Below are 19,766 nucleotides of genomic sequence, written 5' to 3'. Positions count from 1 at the left end.
GTAGTTTTCTAGTTCGACCTTGAGAGCTCGGAAATCATCGAGAAATTCAGGATCAATGGTTGCTTCATCAATATCATGTAATTCTTGTAAGTTGTGGGCTTCACCTGGGTGGGCAGCAAAGGTATTCTGCCAGGCTGGATCAGGGGCATTCATTGGGCCACCAGCGCGGACAGTATTGCCACCAACTGCTGGGAATTTTTCAAGGACAATGACTTTTTTGCCTTTTTGGAGGGCACGAGCAGCTGCCGCCAACCCAGCTCCACCGCCGCCGACAATCACAAGGTCTGTTTGGTAGGTCTTATCTTCCTTGTCAAGGGCTGAGGGGGCCTTAGGACGGGAGCGTAAGACATCAGGATTTCCCCCAGCAAGCTTAATGGCACGGGCTACACCATCTAGTACTCCGTTTGATGTGACAGAGGCACCAGATACAGCATCAACATTGAGGGTTTGGCCCTCGATGATTTCTGATGGGATACGGGTGAAAACGATGTCTGCAATACCACCAGTTTCTCCAGAAGAATCGATGTCAATTTTTTCGATGCGGTCTTGGGAAAGTGTGACCTGCATTGGTAAATCACCATTATGACCGACAGTGGTGACAGCGTAAGTTCCTGGTTCAAACCGTACTTCTTCAGGCTCGTTGAGCTGATTGGCAATGGTGGCAAAACGGATGAAGCGATTGAAACATGATTCCAGGAAATCAACAGTTTTCTCATCTTTCAGCTGCCCAGCTTCATCAAAGGCCTGGTGGACACGGCCCAGAAGAAATTCACTGCCGGGCATGACCGTGGCATTCACACCTGGAGCATCCAAGATCTGGCGCAGGTGCAGCTGAGCTCTGGAGGAGCCCTGTACATCATAAGAGGCTCCGACAATCATGGTTGGCTTACCAGCCAAGGGGTGAATGTTGAAGGAGAGCCATTCCAGTAGGCTGTTTAAGCTAGAGGGAATCGTGTGGTTGTGCTCAGGCGTTGCGATGATGACCCCATCTGAAGCCAGGATTTTTTCATTAAACTCTTGAAGAACAGGTGTGTCCGTTTGGTCATTTGTTTCCTCAAACATGGGCACGTCGACAATCTCCAGAATTTCAATATCAGCCTTTTCGGCAAAATGTTTTTGCATGAACTGCAGAAGAGTTCGGTTGTAAGATTTGGATGCGTTGGTTCCAACGATGCCGATTAGTTTCATCATGTCTATTCCTCCTCTGTTAATTCCCAGGCGAAATTACGCTTGCGGTCTGTATTGGCCTGATTGACCAAGACATGGGTGATTTTAGCAAATTCGAGAAATTCTGCAAAATTTTCCTCTAGTTCAGCGACTTTTTCAGGTACTAAAAGTTTAGAATCTGCAGATAAGGCTTGTTCTGAGTGTCCTAGGAAAAACTCGATGCCAGGCATAACACGGGCTTTTAGTTCAGGAGCATTGAGGATTTGGCGCAGGTGGGATTGGGCGCGTGAAGTCCCAAGAGCTCCGAGTGAAGCCCCAACAATCATAGTTGGTTTGTTAATGAGGGCACGACTGGTATAGGCAATCCACTCCAAGGCACTGGCTAAAGGTGCGGGGATAGTATGGTCATACTCAGGTGTGGCAATAATGACCCCATCTGCAGCCAGGATTTTTTCAGAAAATTGGGCTACAGCAGCTGGTGTCTGTTTGTCTGCCGGTTCATTAAAGGCTGGCAAATCTTTGATTTCAAGGACCTCTATTTCTGCTTGGTCCGCGAAGTGTTTGGCCATAAATTGCAGCAGTTTCCGATTGGTGGAGCGGCCGGAGTTGGTACCGACAATAGCAACAAATTTCATTTGTGATTTTCCTCTCAATCTTTTTGTTGCCTTTACTATACACCAAAAAAAAGTCTTTTGCAAGCGTTTTATGTAAGTGAATACATAAATTTTTATAAAAACATTGACATAAAATTTGGTTTCTGATATGATTGTTTGTGAAAAAACACACAAAACATAATTATAAAGGAGTTATTATGGATAAACAGTTGAACAGATGGCTTGTTTTAGTAGCCTCCACCGCCATCCTCCTCTGTACAGGAGCAGTGTATGCCTTTTCCACCTTTGCGATGCCACTCAGTGAAGAGATGAAGTGGACCATGCCAGAGATTATGTTGGCTTTTTCCATTAACTCTGCTATTGGTCCGATTCCGATGATTTTAGGTGGCTACTTTGCAGATAAGGGTTGGGTAAAATGGAGTATTTCCATCGGCGCCCTCCTCTTTGCAGTTGGCTTCTACTTGACCGGAACAGCTACCAGCTTAGCGCAACTCTATCTTTACTATGGGGTTATTGCTGGTTTAGGTCAAGGTTTCGCCTATTCAGGCTGCCTGTCCAACACCCTGCGTCTCTTTCCGGACAAAAGAGGTCTGGCATCAGGTATCATAACAGGTGGTATGGGTCTGGCTGCTGTCTTTGCTTCTCCTATCGGAAATAGCCTCATCATGAAGGATGGTGCTCAGTATGCCTTTCGTACCATTGGTTTAGCCTATATCCTGATCGTGCTGGTTGCTAGTTTCTTTATCAAGAAAGCGCCAGCAGGTTATAAGCCAACTGGCTGGAACCCACCAGAACAGGTTGCGGGTAAATCGATGGTCAACAAAAATTGGCTGGAAATGCTGAAAACTCCAGTTTTCTATGTGGTCATTAGTATGTTCTTCGTTGGTGCATTTTCTGGTTTGATGATTGCCGCTAATGCACGGACTATCGGAACATCCATGTTTGGTCTGTCAGCGACTGCTGCGGCCCTCTATGTTTCCCTTTATTCTATCGCAAACTCAAGCGGACGTTTTATTTGGGGAAGTGTTTCAGATAAGATTGGCCGCTCCAAAACCCTCTACATCATTTACACAGTTGTAGCTTTAGCCCTAGCTATTATCGCCTTTGTGCCTGGTCAAATCGGCTTTGTTGTCGGGATTGTTGGTTTGGGCATTTGTTTTGGCGGTGTGATGGGTGTATTTCCTTCCATTGTCATGGAAAATTACGGACCTGTCAATCAGGGTGTTAACTATGGAATTGTCTTCTCGGGTTATTCTATCGCAGCTTATTTTGCACCAAGTATTGCAGCTCAGATTGCAACTGCGAACCAGGGGGATTTCTCCATCGCCTTTTATGTGGCAATTGTACTAGCCCTTGTCGGTATCGTACTGAATGTTATCTATCGGAAAATAACACATCGATAATGATTAAAAGGAACGGGTATTCCGTTCCTTTTAATGTATTTCATCAATACTTGAACAAGTTGACCCTTGAAACTCAAACTGGACAATCCAAGGAAAAATATGTTTGATTCGGTGGAAATCTGCTAGTTGAAAGTCGGGCTTGTAGTAGTTGATAATGGTGGAGAGGGCCGTTCCATGGGTGCCAATGAGGATGGTTTGGTCTGGGTGGGCTTCAAGCAAGGTCTCCAGGACTCGAATGTTCCGTTCCTGAACCATGGAGAGGGACTCTCCACCTGGAAGGTGATAGTTAAAATCTGTCCATTGCTTCTCTGTGAAGCCTGTAAAGTCCTCAATCCAGTGATTAGTGATTTTTCTTTCTCGAAAATCAGGAATGAGGTGAATGGTTTGTCCTCGACTGTCTGCTAAAGGTTTGATGGTATCAACGGCTCTGAGATAAGGGCTTGAATAAAAGGCATCAATCTGGGTCCCAGCAAAGAAGTTGACAAGTTCTTTACTGGACTGTAAACCTTTTGGAGACAGTTCCCGTAAAACATCATCATGGTTGTCATAGTTAGGTTCTGCATGTCGGATAAAATAAACAGTGGTCATCGTTGCCCTCCAAAAATTCTTTGAGCTAGTTTTTGTCCAGTTGGAGTTGCGGCGAGTCCCCCTTCGGCAGTTTCACGGAAAGCAGTAGGAAGGTTGGAGCCAACCTGATACATGGCATTGATGACTTCATCAACGGGGATTTTTGATTCGATGCCGGCCAGGGCCATATCAGCAGCTACCAAAGCATAGCTAGCTCCCATGGCATTTCGCTTGACACAGGGAACCTCGACAAGTCCAGCAACAGGGTCGCAAATGAGACCCAACATATTTTTGATGACAAAGCATATGGCCTGACTGGCTTGGTAGGGACTTCCTCCGGCCGCTAGAGTGAGGGCAGCAGCGGACATGGCAGCTGCTGAGCCAACTTCTGCTTGACAGCCACCTTCAGCTCCGGAAATAGAGGCATTGTTGGCAATGACAAGACCAAAGGCTCCTGCTGCAAAGAGGAAGTTCAATTGTTCTTCTTGATTGAGTCCTAGTTTGTCAGTTGCTAATCCTAGAACGGCGGGAAGACATCCTGCAGAACCTGCTGTTGGTGTAGCGCAGACAAGACCCATCTTGGCATTGTGTTCATTGACAGCCATGGCATTGCGGGCAGCGGTAAGGATGCTGCTACCGGATAGGGTTTTACCAGCTTTTAAATAGCGGTCCAATTTGGCAGCATCTCCACCTGTTAAGCCAGAGAGAGATTTACGATCGTTTAATCCATCTTGAATAGAGTTTTGCATGACTGTCAAGTTTCTTGACATGATTGTCAAGATTTCATCTCGGCTGCGGCCAGTTAACTCTATTTCGGTGTTGATCATCAACTCTGCAACATTGCCAGAATAGGAATGTTCCGCCTGTTCTATCAATTCTTCTATGGTGTAAAACATGATTTTTCCTTTCTAATTGAAGAAGTTGACATTGTGTAAATGTGGAATCTGGCTGATTTCCTCTAAGGCCTGGTCACATTGGTGTGAATCTACCTCAATAATCATGATGGCCTTTTGTCCAGCCTTCTCGCGGGTTACATTCATTTGGGCAATATTGATTTCATATTTTGACAGTACATCCGTTACATGGGCAATCATGCCGGGGACATCCTGGTGAACGATGATGAGAGTGGGAGTATTCATGTGCAGGTTAATGGCAAAGCCATTCAATTCAGTAACTTGAATGTTTCCGCCTCCTATGGAAACACCAGTGGCTGAGATAGACTTATGGTCATTTTTGATGAGAATCCTAGTAGTGTTTGGGTGTGGGACGTTGCTATCCTTGAGAACTTTCCAATAGACCTTAATCCCTTTCTCTCTGGCGATATCTAGAGCATTTGGAATGCGAGGATCATCCGTCTCCATGCCTAAAATACCTGCGACTAGGGCAAGATCGGTTCCATGGCCACGGTAGGTTTTAGCAAAAGAGTTAAAAAGTTGGAATTCGACCTCGGTTGGCTGATCGCCAAAGATAGAAGAGACTATTTTTCCAATGCGAACGGCTCCAGCTGTGTGGCTGGATGATGGGCCAATCATAATCGGTCCGATAATATCAAAAACAGACTGAAATTTTAGATTCATTTCCTTATCCTCTGTATCTATGTCTAGTCATATTATAACAAAAGGGAATTTGCTCGGCTAGGTTTATGAGAAAAAATCAGTCCCCTTCTCATCTAGTTGGCTTTCTGGATAAAACTTGTTATAATAGCAGTTGCGCAAGGAGCGCCTTCAAAATCGACCTTCAATCGTTTTTTGAAAAATCGAAATTTGAAATACGACCTTCAAATCGTTATTTCTACGAAAAGATGGGAGAAAAATTATGAGTGACAACTCTAAAACCCGTGTCGTTGTCGGCATGAGTGGGGGTGTCGATTCATCGGTCACAGCTCTTTTGCTCAAGGAGCAGGGCTACGATGTTATCGGCATCTTCATGAAAAACTGGGATGACACGGACGAAAATGGCTTCTGTACAGCAACAGAAGATTACAAGGATGTGGCTGCGGTGGCAGACCAAATCGGTATTCCTTACTACTCTGTCAACTTTGAAAAAGAGTATTGGGACCGGGTTTTTGAATACTTTCTAGCGGAATATCGGGCAGGCCGTACGCCCAATCCAGATGTCATGTGTAACAAGGAAATCAAGTTCAAGGCTTTCCTTGACTATGCCATGAATCTGGGGGCTGACTATGTAGCGACGGGCCATTATGCCCAGGTTTCACGAGACGAGGACGGCACCGTCCACATGTTGCGTGGGGCAGACAATGGTAAGGATCAGACCTACTTCCTCAGCCAACTGTCACAGGAACAGCTGCAGAAAACCATGTTTCCGCTCGGCCATTTACAAAAGCCTCAGGTAAGGGAAATAGCAGAGCGAGCAGGCTTGGCAACTGCTAAGAAGAAAGATTCGACAGGCATCTGCTTTATCGGTGAAAAAAATTTCAAGGAATTTTTGGGACAGTACCTGCCAGCTCAGCCGGGTCGCATGATGACCATTGATGGTCGGGATATGGGAGAGCATACAGGCCTTATGTACTATACTATCGGTCAGCGTGGCGGGCTGGGTATCGGCGGACAAATCGGTGGGGACAATGAACCCTGGTTTGTTGTTGGAAAAGACCTGTCCAAAAACATCCTCTATGTCGGCCAAGGTTTCTATCATGAATCCTTGATGTCAACATCTTTACAGGCCAGTCAAGTACACTTTACACGCGACATGCCTGAAGAATTCACCTTGGAATGCACAGCCAAGTTTCGCTACCGTCAACCAGATAGTCAAGTTACTGTAAAGGTAAAAGGGGACAAGGCAGAGGTGATTTTTGCTGAACCTCAGCGGGCCATCACCCCAGGACAGGCTGTCGTCTTCTATGATAGACAAGAATGTCTGGGCGGTGGTATGATTGATATGGCCTACAAGGACGGAGTGGCGTGTCAGTATATTTAGTTGACAGGGGTGTAAAGCCTGATTTTGGACTGCATCTAAAATGATTGACATTTTAGATGATTTTGATACAATAATTTCAACAAGAACTATGATGGTCAAAGCTCATGGGAATTGTAGGTTTTTTTGTCCTGCAATTTTCGAGAGTTTTGGCTATTTTTGCGTTTGGAATGAGGAACAGTTATGGACTTTAGAAGTCAGATACAGAACCAGGTTTTTGGGGTTAGGGCAACTGCTCTGATTGTCCAGGATGGAAAGCTCTTTTTAGCAAAGAGAGGTGAGACCTACCGTACAATTGGTGGTGCAGTGGAAGTGAATGAAACTACTGAAGAAGCCCTTGTGCGTGAAGTGAGAGAAGAATTGGGAGTTGAGGTTGCAGTATCTCAATTAGCCTTTGTCGTAGAAAACTGGTTCACAGTAGGAGAGACCAACTTTCACAACATCGAATTTCACTATCTTGCCCGTCTGTTGGGAGACCTGCCTGAAGTTATGGTCGAGGGAGGAAAAACCAGATTGTGTGAATGGGTCTCTATTGAGAATTTGGAGAATCTGGATATTCGGCCAGGCTTTTTGAAAAGGGAACTGAAAGAAAGGGATGGCCAAATCAGGCATATTATCAATAAGTAAGGATGAAAAAATGGAACAAGTATTTACAGAAAACTATGATGTTATCGTCATTGGGGCTGGCCATGCTGGTGTGGAGGCCGGCCTAGCAACTGCTCGGATGGGTTGTAAGACTCTGCTTGCGACCATTAACTTGGATATGGTGGCCTTTATGCCTTGTAATCCGTCTATTGGTGGTTCTGCTAAGGGAATCGTGGTCCGGGAAATAGATGCCCTGGGCGGGGAAATGGGCCGCAATATCGACAAGACCTATATCCAGATGAAGATGCTCAATACAGGTAAGGGACCAGCTGTTCGTGCCCTTCGGGCTCAGGCGGATAAGGCGGATTATTCTCGTCAGATGAAGCGGACGGTGGAAGGTCAAGAAAATCTGACTCTTCGCCAAACCATGATTGATGAGATTTTGGTAGAGGAGGGCAGAGTTGTTGGTGTGCGGACGGCAACGGGGCAATCCTATGCGGCCAAAGCGGTCGTAGTCACCACAGGGACAGCTCTGCGGGGAGAGATTATCATTGGTGATTTGAAATATTCATCAGGCCCTAATAATAGTTTGGCTTCCATCAAGCTGGCGGATAATTTGAAAGAATTGGGTCTGGAAATCGGCCGTTTTAAGACGGGTACACCGCCTCGGGTCAATGCCAAGAGTATCAATTACGCGGTAACGGAGATTCAGCCAGGGGATGAGACCCCTAACCATTTCTCCTTCCTGTCCAAGGATGAGGACTACTTGCAGGACCAGATTCCTTGCTGGCTGACCTACACCAATCAGAAGAGTCATGATATTATAAATGCCAATCTTCATCGGGCACCCATGTTTTCAGGGATTGTCAAGGGGGTGGGGCCTCGTTATTGTCCGTCTATCGAGGACAAGATTGTCCGTTTTGCGGATAAGGAGCGCCATCAACTTTTCCTAGAACCAGAAGGCCGGGATACAGATGAAATCTACATTCAGGGCCTTTCGACCAGTCTGCCAGAAGATGTACAAAAGGATTTGGTGCACTCTATTGCTGGTTTGGAAAATGCCCAGATGATGCGGACTGGCTATGCCATCGAATATGATATGGTCCTGCCCCATCAGTTGCGGGCTACTCTGGAGACCAAGAAGATTTCAGGCCTCTTTACCGCAGGACAAACCAATGGAACTTCCGGTTATGAAGAGGCGGCGGGACAAGGGATTGTGGCTGGCATCAATGCGGCTCTCAAGGTCCAGGGCAAGCCTGAGCTCATTCTCAAGCGCAGCGATGGCTATATCGGGGTTATGATTGATGATTTGGTGACCAAGGGAACGGTGGAGCCTTACCGTCTCCTGACCAGTCGGGCAGAATATCGCCTCATTTTGCGCCATGACAATGCCGACATGCGGCTGACAGAAATCGGCCGTCAGGTTGGTCTGGTCAGCGATGAGCGTTGGGACCATTTCCAGATTCACAAGAACCAGTTTGACAACGAAATGGCCCGCCTCAAGTCCATCAAGCTAAAACCTGTCAAGGAAACCAATGAAAAAGTGATGGCCATGGGCTTCAAACCCCTGACCGATGCTTTGACAGCGCAGGAATTCATGCGGCGTCCAGAAGTGACCTATGCAGATGTGGTTAAATTTATCGGGCCAGCGGCAGAAGATCTGTCGGCAAAAACCATTGAGCTGATTGAGACAGAGACCAAGTATGAGGGCTATATTGCCAAGGCCTTAGATCAGGTGGAGAAGATGAAGCGGATGGAGGAAAAGCGGATTCCTGCCGATATTGACTGGGATGACATTGATTCCATCGCGACAGAGGCTCGCCAAAAATTCAAACTGATTGCCCCAGAAACCATTGGTCAGGCTAGTCGGATTTCCGGTGTCAATCCAGCAGATATTTCCATTCTTATGGTCTATCTGGAAGGGCGCAGTCGCTCCATTTCAAAGAAGAAGGAGAAAGATAGCTAATACGGGCTATCTTTTCTTGTCTGATGGCGGGCGAATCCTTAGGATAAACTAGCTTTTTAGGCGCTTTTGTGTTAAAATGGCTTCCAGAGGTTAATGATGAAGAAATTTCGATTTTCAACCCTTCATTTTATAATGATTGGACTTATTCTATTTGGCATCATCGCTGTCCTGCACAGCCTTTTTCCTGAGCCATCCACCACCCTCATGGCCACCTTCGTAGCCTTCTTGATCTTGGTGCTCCTCTTTATTTATCAAAAAAAATCCTATGAAATTAGTGAGTTGGAACAGATCGAATACCTCAATGAGGAAGCCAATTCTGGTCTGATGCAGCTCTTGGATCAGATGCCTGTTGGGGTTATCAAGATTCGCAAGGAAGACAATCATGTGGAATGGTTTAATCCCTATGCGGAGTTGATTTTTGCCCAGGAAAACGGGGAATTTGACCAGAAAAAATTGCGCGAAATTGTCGATGTTGGTCTGGATAAGGACCGCCAATATGCTGATTTTGCAGGCAAGCGCTATGCTGTGAATGTGGATTACAGCCAGGGGCTCTTTTACTTTTTCGATGCCTCTACGGAGTACAAGGCGACGTCAAATTTGGTTGGCAGCCGTCCTGTTATCGGGATTATCTCTGTGGACAATTATGATGAGCTGGAAGATAGCTTGTCGGACTCCCAGGTCAGTCAGGTCAATAGTTTTTTGGCCCAGTTTGTATCTGAGTTTGCCCATGAGCATTCCATTTACTACCGCCGAGGGACCATGGACCGCTTCTACCTCTTTACGGATTATTCTGTTTTGGAGGGGCTGATTGAGAGTAAGTTCTCCCTGATTGATAAGTTCCGTGAGGAAGCCAAGCAGTTGGATCTGCGCCTGACCCTTAGTATCGGTATGGCCTACGGGGAGGGACAGCACCAGCAGATTGGTCAGTTGGCCCTGCAAAATCTCAATATGGCAGAGGTCCGCGGGGGTGACCAGGTGGTGGTCAAGGAAAATGATGAGAGCAAGCAGCCCATTTTCTTTGGCGGTGGCTCTGCCTCTGCTGTTAAGCGGACCAGAACCCGTACTCGGGCCATGATGACGGCCATTTCGGATAAATTAAAAACAGTAGATGCTGTCTTTGTAGTGGGCCATCGCAATCTGGACATGGACGCCTTAGGGGCAGCTGTTGGGATGCAGTATTTTGCCCAGAATGTCATGAACAATGCCTATACGGTCTTTAATTCCAAGGAAATGTCGCCAGACATTGCTCGGGCTATTCAACGATTGCGGGTGGAAAATTGTTCCAACCTTCTGACGGTGGAGGAAGCCAAGTTGATGGTCACTGAGCGGTCGCTCTTGATTATGGTGGATCATTCCAAGGTCGGCCTGACTCTTTGTAAGGACTTCTATCAGCTCTTTGATCAGGTGGTCGTTGTGGATCACCACCGAAGGGATACGGATTTCCCAAGCAATTCAGTCCTGACCTATATCGAAAGTGGTGCTTCATCTGCCAGTGAGTTGGTGACGGAGCTGATTCAGTTCCAAAATGACAAGCACCACAAGCTCAATCGCCTGCAGGCCAGCCTCTTGATGGCTGGGATTATGTTGGATACCAAGAACTTTACGGCCCGTGTGACCAGCCGGACCTTTGATGTGGCCAGCTACTTGCGCACTCGGGGCAGTGACAGTCTAGAAATTCATCAGATAGCAGCGACCGATTTTGAAGAATACCGACAAATCAATGAACTGATTTTGCGTGGGAAAAAGATTACCGAAGACATTATTTTGGTCTGCGGGGATGAAGCAATTAGCTATGACAATGTTGTGCCGAGTAAGGCTGCTGATGCGATTTTGGATATGGCCGGTATCGAAGCTGTCTTTGTGGTGACCAAAAATGTCAAGGATTTTGTAGCCATTTCAGCTCGAAGCCGCAGCAAGGTCAATGTTCAGCGAATCATGGAAGCCTTGGGTGGAGGTGGTCATTTCAACCTAGCTGCAGCCCAAGTTTATGATCAGTCTATTGTGGAAGTCCAAGTTCAGCTCATGAACCGGATTTTAGAAGAATTGCAAGAAGAATAGGAGAAGAGCATGAAAGTTATCTTTTTAGCCGATGTCAAAGGACAAGGTAAGAAGGGGGAAATCAAGGAAGTCCCAACTGGCTATGCCCAAAACTTTCTGATTAAGAAAAAGTTGGCCAAAGAGGCCACCAATCAAGCTATCAGCGAATTGCGTGGTAAGGAAAAATCCAAGGAAAAGGCTCATGCAGAAATGGTTGCAGAAGCAGAAAAAATCAAGGCAAAATTGGCGGAAGAAGCGACCTTGGTGCAATTTGTGGAGAAGGTTGGTCCAGATGGCCGAACCTTTGGCTCCATCACCAGCAAGAAGATTGCAGAAGAATTGGACAAGCAATTTGGGATTAAGGTGGACAAGCGCCACATCCAGCTCGATCATCCTCTTCGCTCGGTTGGTCTGGTGGATGTGCCTGTTAAGCTCTACCATGATGTGACAGGTACCATTAACCTGAGTATTAAGGAAGCCTAGTAAAAAAAGAAATGAATAAGGAGGTGAGATTTTGGTAGCAGTAGATGAATTACGCATGCAGCCCCAGGATATCCTGGCGGAGCAGTCTGTTTTGGGTGCCATTTTCATCGATGAAGGCAAGCTGGTTTTCGTCCGCGAATATATCGAGGCCGAAGACTTTTTTAAGCATGCCCACCGCTTGATTTTTGCGGCCATGGTAGCTCTTTCTGAACGCAACGAAGCCATTGACGCAACAACCATGCGCAACTATTTGGCCAACCACGGGGATCTGGAAGCTATTGGTGGTTTGGGCTATCTGGCGGAAGTTATCAACTCTGTTCCAACCTCAGCCAATGCGGAATATTACGCCAAAATTGTCGCTGAGAAATCCAACCTCCGTAAATTGATTGAGCGCCTGACAGACTCTGTCAACCAGGCCTATGAGGGGGCGGATGATGCAGACACCATCATTGCTAATGCGGAAAAAGCCCTGATTGATGTCAGCGAAGGAGCCAGTCGGTCAGGTTTCAAGAGAATTGATGATGTCCTCAATCTCAATTTTGAAAATCTGGAAGCCAGGTCCCAGCAAACATCGGATATCACCGGGATTGCCTCTGGCTACCCTGCCTTGGACAATATGACCACCGGTTTCCATGAGGAAGAGTTAATTATCTTAGCGGCTCGGCCGGCCGTTGGTAAAACGGCCTTTGCCCTCAACGTCGCCCAGAATATTGGAACCAAACTAGGTTTGACCGTCGCCATCTTCTCTCTGGAAATGGGTGCGGAAAGTTTGGTGGACCGGATGTTGGCTGCTGAGGGGGTCATCAATTCACGCTCCATCCGTACAGGTCAGCTGACGGATGAAGAGTGGCAAAAGTTGATGATTGCCCAGTCCAATCTGGCTCGGGCCAGCATTTATATCGACGATACGCCTGGTATCCGTATTACAGAGATTCGCTCACGCGCCCGCAAGTTGGCTCAGGAAACAGGCAATCTTGGTCTGGTTCTGATTGACTACCTGCAGCTGATTACAGGGAATGTTCGTGAGAGCCGCCAACAAGAGGTTTCGGAAATTTCCCGTCAGCTCAAGATTTTGGCCAAGGAATTGAAAGTGCCGGTGATTGCCCTCAGTCAGCTCTCTCGTTCTATCGAGCAGCGGCAGGACAAGAAGCCCATGCTGTCAGACTTGCGGGAATCGGGATCTATCGAGCAGGATGCGGATATCGTAGCCTTCCTCCATCGGGATGATTATTACCACAATGAGGAGGAAGAGGGCGGTATTCCCAACAATACGGTCGAAGTCATCATTGAGAAAAACCGTTCAGGTGCGCGTGGCTCCGTCGAGCTGATGTTCCAGAAAGAATACAATAAATTTTCAAGTATCTCCAAGAGAGAGGAAGGATAAGAAAGAGATGAGTGACGCATTTACAGATGTTGCCAAAATGAAGCAAATCAAGCAAGATATAAAGGACCATGAGGGGAAGATTGTTGAGTTGACCCTGGAAAATGGCCGCAAACGAGAGAAAAACAAGCAGGGACGCATCGTAGAAGTCTACCAATCCCTCTTTATCGTGGAATATGAAGATCCCAACAATACCTTTGTGGAATCCTACACTTATTCCGATATCTTAACTGAAAAAATCCTGATTCATTATTTGGATTAGGAGGGAAAGATGGCCGTTATTAGTGTCTTAGCAGGTCTAGGTCTATTTATTTGGTGTTGGGTTGGCTTTTACAATTCTTTGCCTGAAGAAAGAAAAAAGGATTTTCGAATGAGTAATACGGATGATCCATCTGATCAGCAATAGCCTGCCTTCCTTTGCTTCAAAGTTCCTAAAGTCAAGGGTTTTGTCATGAAGAAGTAGTTGACAACTCAAGGAGAACCAAAAAAGAATACCCATTATCCTTCTGTTCGAAGAGTCTGACTTGACTTTTGCAAGCCTTTTCGTTATGATAGGGGCATATGGGAGTCTGTGTACAGTCTGAGAGGAAGTGTAAGCTTCGACCGCACCTGATCTAGGTAATGCTAGCGTAGGGAACGATAAAACGACAGTATTTTTATGCACATTTCCATGGGGAAGTGTGTTTTTTTGTATCAAATCAGAGAGAGGAGTGATAAGATGAAGGCCAGTATGGCACTGCAAATCCTGCCACTCATCCAGGATGTTGACCGCCTCAGCGTCATTGAGAAGGTTATTGCTTACTTACAAGCTCAGCCTGTCAAACAGCTGGTGACCCCTTTTGAAACGGTTCTGGAAGGGGAATGGGAAGAATTGATGACCATTCTCAAAGGGGCTATCGAATTAGCAGGTGAGGAGGCAGACAATGTCTTTGCCAATGTCAAAATCAACTACGGACACATCCTGTCCATCGAGGAAAAAATTGAAAACAATCATACGTAAACAGGTCAGCAGCTTAGGAATCCTCCTGCTCTTGATTATCTGGCAGCTGGCTGGTTTCTTCCAGCTCTTGCCCAAGTACATCCTGCCGACTCCCATAGAAATCATACAGGCCTTTGTCCGAGACCGGGCCCTTCTCTGGCAACACAGCCTCTACACCCTGCAAACGGCTCTTTTGGGTCTGAGTTTGGGAGTTCTCATCGCCTGTGCCCTGACCCTCATCATGGATCGCTATGCCTGGATCAATGAGATGCTCTATCCCATCCTTGTGGTGATTCAGACCATTCCCACCATTGCCCTTGCTCCCATTTTGGTCCTCTGGTTGGGCTATGGCATTCTGCCCAAGATTGTCCTCATTGTCCTCACGACAACCTTTCCCATCATTGTCAATATCCTGGATGGTTTTCGTCAATGTGATGCGGATGGGCTCAGGCTTTTTGAGCTCATGGGGGCCAAGCCCTGGCAGGTCCTCTGGCATTTGAAAATCCCAAACGCCCTGCCTTATTTCTATGCGGGCCTGCGGGTCAGTGTATCCTATGCCTTTATCAGCACCGTCGTTTCCGAATGGCTGGGCGGCTTTGAAGGTCTAGGTGTCTATATGATTCAGTCGAAAAAACTTTTCCAGTACGATACTATGTTTGCCATCATTATTTTGGTCTCGCTGATTAGCCTCTTGGCCATGAAACTGGTCCAAATCAATGAAAAACAGGTTATCAAATGGAAGCCTAATAGAAAATAAGAGGAAGATAGTATGAAAAAGAATCTCATCTGGGCCAGTCTGGCCCTGCTGGCAGTAAGCAGCCTGGCCTTGGGTGCCTGCAGTTTGAGCAGCAAGGAAGAGGAAAAAATCATTGATTTTATCCTGGATTGGACGCCCAACACCAATCATACCGGTCTCTATGTGGCCTTGGAAAAGGGTTACTTTGAGGAAGAAGGGGTCAAGGTGGACATCAAGTTGCCATCTGAGGATAGTTCTTCTGATTTGGTCATCAATGGCAAGGCACCTTTTGCCATCTACTTCCAGGATTCCATGGCCAAAAAATTGGAGAAGGGGGCTGGCATCACTGCAGTGGCAGCCTTGGTTGAAAACAACACTTCTGGCATCATTTCGGCAGGGGATGCAGGCATTCTTAGTCCCAAGGATTTGGTTGGCAAGAAATACGGTACCTGGAATGATCCCATTGAGCTGGCCATGCTAGAAACCCTAGTGTCAGAAGAGGGTGGGGATTTTGCCAAGGTCGAAAAGGTTCCAAATACCGACGCCAATTCCATTACACCCATTGCCAATCAGGTCTTTGATGCGGCTTGGATTTACTACGGTTGGGATGGTATCATGGCAGAAGAGGAGAAGATGGATACCAATTTCTTTTACCTGACAGATTTCGAACCAGCCTTTAACTATTACTCGCCTGTCATCATCGCCAACAACGATTACCTCAAGGAAAATCCAGAAGAGGCCAAGAAGGTTTTGAGGGCCATCAAAAAGGGCTATCAGTATGCCATCGAACACCCAGAAGAAAGTGCAGAAATCCTCATCAAGCATGCTCCAGCCTTGGAGGGGCAAAAGGACTTTGTCCTGGCCTCCCAAATCTACCTGTCTGAACACTATGCCTCAAACCCTGATAAATGGGGGGAGTTTGACGCGGACCGCTGGAATGCCTTTTATGCCTGGGCCCATGAAAAAGGAATTTTAGAAAGCGACTTGAAAGACCAAGGTTTTTCAAATGATTATCTGGACTGATGAAAAAAATTGAATTAGATCATGTGGATTTTGCCTACGGGAATAACCTTGTCTTAAAAGACATCAGCCTTTCGGTCCATCAAGGAGAAATTGTCTCCATTATCGGGCCCAGCGGGGTGGGCAAAACCACCCTCTTTAACCTGATTGCAGGCATTTTACCAGCTCAGGCAGGCAAGATATTGGTGGATGGAGAGGAAAATCCCAGGGGCAAGGTCAGCTATATGTTGCAAAAGGACTTGCTGCTGGAACATAAGACGATTCTGGGTAATGTCATCCTGCCACTGACCATTCGCGGAGTTAAAAAAGCGGAGGCCATTCGGCAGGCAGATGACCTGCTGGCTGCATTTGGTTTGAAGGATGTCCGAGACCGTTATCCCCATGAACTGAGTGGGGGGATGCGGCAGCGGATTGCTCTTTTGCGGACCTATCTCTTTGGTCAGGACCTCTTTCTTTTGGATGAGGCCTTTAGTGCCTTGGATGAGTTGACCAAGATGACCCTACATGACTGGTATCTGGCCATCCACGAGCAGCTGAAATTGACCACTATTCTCATTACCCACAGTATCGACGAGGCCATCAAACTCAGCAATCGCATCTATGTCCTCAACCACAAGCCAGGACAAATCGTGGCAGAGTTGACTATGGATTGGCAGGAGGCCGACCAGCCAGAATTGGAAAAAGTTCGCTATAAGGAAGAGATTCTGGGACTGTTGGGGCTGAAAAACTAGGCAAAAAGGCTTTACAGAGCCTTTTTTTTGTGTTATACTATCCCTTGTGTGAAATAGCAGCATGGAAATATGGAGCTCGTCAACAGGTGTCTTGAAAAATAAGTAACCTTGGCTGTTTAGGCGAAGGGCATCTGCACGAACTAGGATTTTCAAAACCGTTATTTCCTCAAAATATATATATTTAGAGGAGGACTGATAACATGTCACGTTATACAGGACCATCATGGAAACAATCACGTCGCCTTGGCTTGTCTCTTACAGGCACAGGTAAAGAATTGGCACGTCGTAACTACGTACCAGGTCAACACGGCCCAAACAACCGTTCAAAACTTTCTGAGTACGGTTTGCAATTGGCTGAGAAACAAAAATTGCGTTTCTCATACGGTTTGGGTGAAAAACAATTCCGTAACTTGTTCGTACAAGCTACTAAGATCAAAGAAGGAACTCTTGGTTTCAACTTCATGATCTTGCTTGAGCGTCGTTTGGACAACGTTGTTTACCGTCTTGGTTTGGCAACGACTCGTCGTCAAGCTCGTCAATTCGTAAACCACGGCCACATCCTTGTAGATGGCAAACGTGTGGATATCCCATCATACCGCGTAACACCAGGTCAAGTGATCTCTGTTCGTGAAAAATCACTTAAAGTTCCAGCTATCCTTGAAGCGGTTGAAGCAACTCTTGGCCGTCCAGCTTTCGTATCTTTCGATGCTGAAAAATTGGAAGGAAGCCTTACTCGCTTGCCAGAGCGTGATGAAATCAACCCAGAAATCAACGAAGCCCTTGTCGTTGAATTCTACAACAAGATGTTGTAAGATTTACAGAATCTTTTCAGAGCTCCTTTTGGGGCTCTTTTTTGCGTCTCGGATTTTCCGTTTATGCTCATAATGATGATATGTCAAATTTTTGCATATATCATTTGACTTTTCATATAAATAGATATATACTTAATATGCAAAAAATAATTATATAACATTGTTTGTTATATAGGGGAGGTTGAGTCTATGTACTTTCCAGTATCATCAACCTTGATTGAATTTCTGATTTTATCCATGTTAGAGAAGCATGATTCCTACGGTTACGAGATTAGTCAGACCATCAAGTTGGTGACCAATGCCAGGGAATCTTCTCTCTATCCTATTTTGAAAAAGTTGGTAGTGGCCCGCTTTGTCACAACCTATAATCAGGAACATCAAGGTCGCCAGCGCAAGTACTATGCTATCACAGAAAGTGGTCGTTTTCAGTTGGGTTACTTGAGGGAAGAATGGCAAAGATATAAGGATACCCTAGATGGCATTATTGAAGGGAGGATTCGACATGACGCGGACTGAATATCTTGCGGAATTGGATAAATACTTGAAACGCTTGCCTGAGGTTGATTATCAGGAGGCCATGGATTATTTTGTAGAATACTTTGAGGAAGCTGGTCCTGAGCATGAAGAGACAGTCATTGCTGAATTGGGTACGCCTAAGGAAGCTGCTAGCGATGTCATCTCGACAGTTCTTGGCAAGCATGTGACCGAGCCTAATAAAACACCCAAAACCAATGCCACAATTATCGGCATCATCGTTCTGTCTATCTTTGCGGCTCCCATTGGTTTACCCCTCCTCTTGCTCATGATTCTAATGATGCTGGCTTTGCTGGCCTTTGTGTTGGTTCTCATTGTCTTTGCTTACTTGCTTGGTTTAGCTGGTCTTTTCTTAGCGGCGGTGACCCTCTTTGAAAGTCTGGGGCTCTTGACCAGTTCTTTACCTGCCATGGCAATGGGAATTGGAGCTAGTCTTTTGCTCTTTGGCGGTAGCTTGTTAGCCTGGTTTATTACGACTGGCTTTGCGAGATTTTCAGCTCGGGGGCTTCTGGGTCTCTGGCAAAAAATGATGCAGAAATGGAGGACTTCGTGATGAGCACCTTCTTCAAAACTGGTTTAAAAATATCCCTTTTTTCGCTCGCTTTGGGAGCTGTACTTCTGGGGGCAGGCTATGCAACTGGTGGTGTTCAGGCCATCCAGGAGATAACGGCGCCAAGCAAACAAACTGAAGCTTTTACGGATATTAGTGACATCCATCTGGATACCTACCGGTATGTGACGGTTCAGGCTGGAAATGTTGATGAAACGGTGGTGACCTATTCTTCAGGCAGCAAATTCATTGCCGATGTTCAGGTGACCAAAGAAGGGAACACATTATCCATCAAAGGTCAGCAACAAGAGTCAGTTGTCGCTGGTGCCATCGGATTATTTGGCTATCTATTGAATGAGGCTCAGCGCCAAAATCTATACGATGAAATCGTCATTACGGTTCCTAAAAACCAAGTATTAAATAGCATTTCAGGGGCTGGTTTGTCAGGCTTAAGTCTAAACAACCTGACTGTCAAGAATTTGGAGTATGGGTCTGCAGTTGACATCATTAGCTCAACGATTGAAGCTGGCAAGGTATCAGGATACCTGTCAGTTTATGATAGTAATCTTACAAACATGACCATTGACATCTATGATTCTTACTCCAATATCTCCGATTCTCAGCTGGAAAATCTGACCATCACGGATATGGGTAGCGGCATGAGTTTCACCAATTCTAAACTCAAGAATATTTCCTACACTTCTGGCCAAAGTTTGGAAGATATAGAGGAAGAAGCCCAGTATCTTCACTCAGAGGACCCCTATTATTCGAACGGAGCCTACCTTTTCGTCAGTCTAGACAATGTAGAGCTGATTGGGGACAACACCTTTATGGCCTCTATTTTAGATATTGATGTGAACTTGGCTGCGACCAGTGAAGCAACAACCAGTATCGAACTGGAAAGTCGGACGGAAAGCATTGAGCTGGGTGATAGTCTAAAAGCTCTTGAAACGACAAAGGTAAACGGAATTGTGAAGATATCCCATAGAGCCAAAGATGCGAGAGGCAAACTGATTATCAAAAATAATCAGGGGACCATTTCACTTAAATGAGAGCAGGACAGAAATCGGTAATTTCGAAGAAATTCGATTTCGTCAACAAGTCTTTATTTCCAGTTGTTGACCTAAAACGGTCTATCCCCAGACCGTTTTAGTCCCACCTCCGCATAGCTCAAACTGTCTGGGAGACAGTTTGAGGTTGGAGATAAGGCGAACTCGGTTCGCATCAATCGTATAGGGCTATAAAAGCTGAATTATCAGCGTATTTT

The 19,766-nt window shown here is 46.1% G+C and carries 22 protein-coding genes and 1 riboswitch; of the genes, 17 read left to right on the top strand and 5 right to left on the bottom strand.

What is annotated here, in order from left to right; genetic code table 11:
* A partial coding sequence (locus tag ACEYCN_RS05485) for an FAD-dependent oxidoreductase (protein ID WP_373713293.1) occupies nt 1–1,188 on the bottom strand: 1,188 nt, incomplete at its 3' end.
* Between the two features lie 5 nt (nt 1,189–1,193).
* Complete coding sequence (locus tag ACEYCN_RS05480; protein WP_373713291.1) at nt 1,194–1,802, bottom strand: NADPH-dependent FMN reductase; 609 nt, start codon at nt 1,800–1,802, stop codon at nt 1,194–1,196.
* A gap of 176 nt (nt 1,803–1,978) precedes the next feature.
* Between ACEYCN_RS05480 and ACEYCN_RS05475 the strand changes: the two genes are divergently transcribed.
* Nucleotides 1,979–3,184 (top strand): OFA family MFS transporter, encoded by a 1,206-nt coding sequence (locus tag ACEYCN_RS05475; protein WP_373713290.1) that lies wholly within the window; start codon nt 1,979–1,981, stop codon nt 3,182–3,184.
* Nucleotides 3,185–3,214: 30 nt separating this feature from the next.
* Here ACEYCN_RS05475 and ACEYCN_RS05470 read toward each other — a convergent pair whose 3' ends face one another.
* The 3 genes from ACEYCN_RS05470 to sdaAB are packed head-to-tail and all read right to left on the bottom strand — an operon-like array spanning nt 3,215 to nt 5,328.
* Nucleotides 3,215–3,772 carry a histidine phosphatase family protein gene (locus tag ACEYCN_RS05470; RefSeq protein ID WP_373713289.1) on the bottom strand — a complete coding sequence of 186 codons (558 nt, stop codon included), beginning with the start codon at nt 3,770–3,772 and terminating at the stop codon, nt 3,215–3,217.
* On the bottom strand, nt 3,769–4,647 hold the full coding sequence (gene sdaAA / locus ACEYCN_RS05465; protein WP_373713288.1) for an L-serine ammonia-lyase, iron-sulfur-dependent, subunit alpha: 879 nt from the start codon (nt 4,645–4,647) through the stop codon (nt 3,769–3,771). Before sdaAA ends, ACEYCN_RS05470 begins: the two co-directional genes overlap by 4 nt.
* Before the next feature lie 12 nt (nt 4,648–4,659).
* Nucleotides 4,660–5,328, bottom strand: coding sequence for an L-serine ammonia-lyase, iron-sulfur-dependent subunit beta (gene sdaAB / locus ACEYCN_RS05460; protein WP_373713287.1), 669 nt, complete (start codon nt 5,326–5,328; stop codon nt 4,660–4,662).
* Between the two features lie 238 nt (nt 5,329–5,566).
* Between sdaAB and mnmA the strand changes: the two genes are divergently transcribed.
* From mnmA to ACEYCN_RS05380, 16 genes are all read left to right on the top strand, one after another.
* Complete coding sequence (gene mnmA, locus ACEYCN_RS05455; RefSeq protein WP_373713286.1) at nt 5,567–6,688, top strand: tRNA 2-thiouridine(34) synthase MnmA; 1,122 nt, start codon at nt 5,567–5,569, stop codon at nt 6,686–6,688.
* 180 nt (nt 6,689–6,868) lie between these two features.
* Nucleotides 6,869–7,312: an NUDIX hydrolase gene (locus ACEYCN_RS05450; protein ID WP_373713285.1), complete on the top strand. Its 444-nt coding sequence runs from the start codon at nt 6,869–6,871 to the stop codon at nt 7,310–7,312.
* Nucleotides 7,313–7,322: 10 nt separating this feature from the next.
* Nucleotides 7,323–9,236 (top strand): tRNA uridine-5-carboxymethylaminomethyl(34) synthesis enzyme MnmG, encoded by a 1,914-nt coding sequence (gene mnmG / locus ACEYCN_RS05445; protein WP_373713284.1) that lies wholly within the window; start codon nt 7,323–7,325, stop codon nt 9,234–9,236.
* Between the two features lie 96 nt (nt 9,237–9,332).
* Complete coding sequence (locus ACEYCN_RS05440; protein ID WP_373713283.1) at nt 9,333–11,294, top strand: DHH family phosphoesterase; 1,962 nt, start codon at nt 9,333–9,335, stop codon at nt 11,292–11,294.
* A gap of 9 nt (nt 11,295–11,303) precedes the next feature.
* The gene (gene rplI, locus ACEYCN_RS05435) at nt 11,304–11,756 is read left to right on the top strand and encodes a 50S ribosomal protein L9 (protein ID WP_373713282.1); all 453 of its coding nucleotides are present in this window, start codon (nt 11,304–11,306) and stop codon (nt 11,754–11,756) included.
* Between the two features lie 31 nt (nt 11,757–11,787).
* Entirely contained in the window at nt 11,788–13,140 is a 1,353-nt protein-coding gene (gene dnaB, locus ACEYCN_RS05430; protein ID WP_373713281.1) for a replicative DNA helicase, read from the top strand.
* Nucleotides 13,141–13,147: 7 nt separating this feature from the next.
* Nucleotides 13,148–13,399: a Veg family protein gene (locus tag ACEYCN_RS05425; RefSeq protein ID WP_373713280.1), complete on the top strand. Its 252-nt coding sequence runs from the start codon at nt 13,148–13,150 to the stop codon at nt 13,397–13,399.
* Nucleotides 13,400–13,408: 9 nt separating this feature from the next.
* Nucleotides 13,409–13,543, top strand: coding sequence for a hypothetical protein (locus ACEYCN_RS05420; protein ID WP_373713279.1), 135 nt, complete (start codon nt 13,409–13,411; stop codon nt 13,541–13,543).
* 145 nt (nt 13,544–13,688) lie between these two features.
* Nucleotides 13,689–13,790, top strand: a riboswitch (TPP riboswitch).
* 65 nt (nt 13,791–13,855) lie between these two features.
* On the top strand, nt 13,856–14,137 hold the full coding sequence (locus tag ACEYCN_RS05415; protein WP_373713278.1) for an MTH1187 family thiamine-binding protein: 282 nt from the start codon (nt 13,856–13,858) through the stop codon (nt 14,135–14,137).
* Nucleotides 14,073–14,873 carry an ABC transporter permease gene (locus tag ACEYCN_RS05410; protein ID WP_373713292.1) on the top strand — a complete coding sequence of 267 codons (801 nt, stop codon included), beginning with the start codon at nt 14,073–14,075 and terminating at the stop codon, nt 14,871–14,873. The genes ACEYCN_RS05415 and ACEYCN_RS05410 overlap by 65 nt, the downstream gene beginning before the upstream one ends.
* Nucleotides 14,874–14,885: 12 nt before the next feature.
* Entirely contained in the window at nt 14,886–15,875 is a 990-nt protein-coding gene (locus ACEYCN_RS05405) for an ABC transporter substrate-binding protein (RefSeq protein ID WP_373713277.1), read from the top strand.
* Entirely contained in the window at nt 15,875–16,603 is a 729-nt protein-coding gene (locus ACEYCN_RS05400; protein WP_373713276.1) for an ABC transporter ATP-binding protein, read from the top strand. The genes ACEYCN_RS05405 and ACEYCN_RS05400 overlap by 1 nt, the downstream gene beginning before the upstream one ends.
* 200 nt (nt 16,604–16,803) lie before the next feature.
* Nucleotides 16,804–17,415, top strand: coding sequence for a 30S ribosomal protein S4 (gene rpsD / locus ACEYCN_RS05395; RefSeq protein ID WP_373713275.1), 612 nt, complete (start codon nt 16,804–16,806; stop codon nt 17,413–17,415).
* Between the two features lie 189 nt (nt 17,416–17,604).
* Complete coding sequence (locus tag ACEYCN_RS05390) at nt 17,605–17,931, top strand: PadR family transcriptional regulator (RefSeq protein ID WP_373713274.1); 327 nt, start codon at nt 17,605–17,607, stop codon at nt 17,929–17,931.
* Nucleotides 17,918–18,502 carry a DUF1700 domain-containing protein gene (locus ACEYCN_RS05385; protein ID WP_373713273.1) on the top strand — a complete coding sequence of 195 codons (585 nt, stop codon included), beginning with the start codon at nt 17,918–17,920 and terminating at the stop codon, nt 18,500–18,502. The genes ACEYCN_RS05390 and ACEYCN_RS05385 overlap by 14 nt, the downstream gene beginning before the upstream one ends.
* Nucleotides 18,499–19,551, top strand: coding sequence for a hypothetical protein (locus ACEYCN_RS05380; protein ID WP_373713272.1), 1,053 nt, complete (start codon nt 18,499–18,501; stop codon nt 19,549–19,551). The genes ACEYCN_RS05385 and ACEYCN_RS05380 overlap by 4 nt, the downstream gene beginning before the upstream one ends.
* The last annotated feature ends 215 nt before the right edge of the window (nt 19,552–19,766 follow it).

This window comes from Streptococcus sp., from assembly GCF_041802885.1.
GTDB lineage: Bacteria > Bacillota > Bacilli > Lactobacillales > Streptococcaceae > Streptococcus.
Note: the sequence above shows the minus strand (reverse complement) of the source record. Positions and strands in the feature narration are given on the sequence as shown.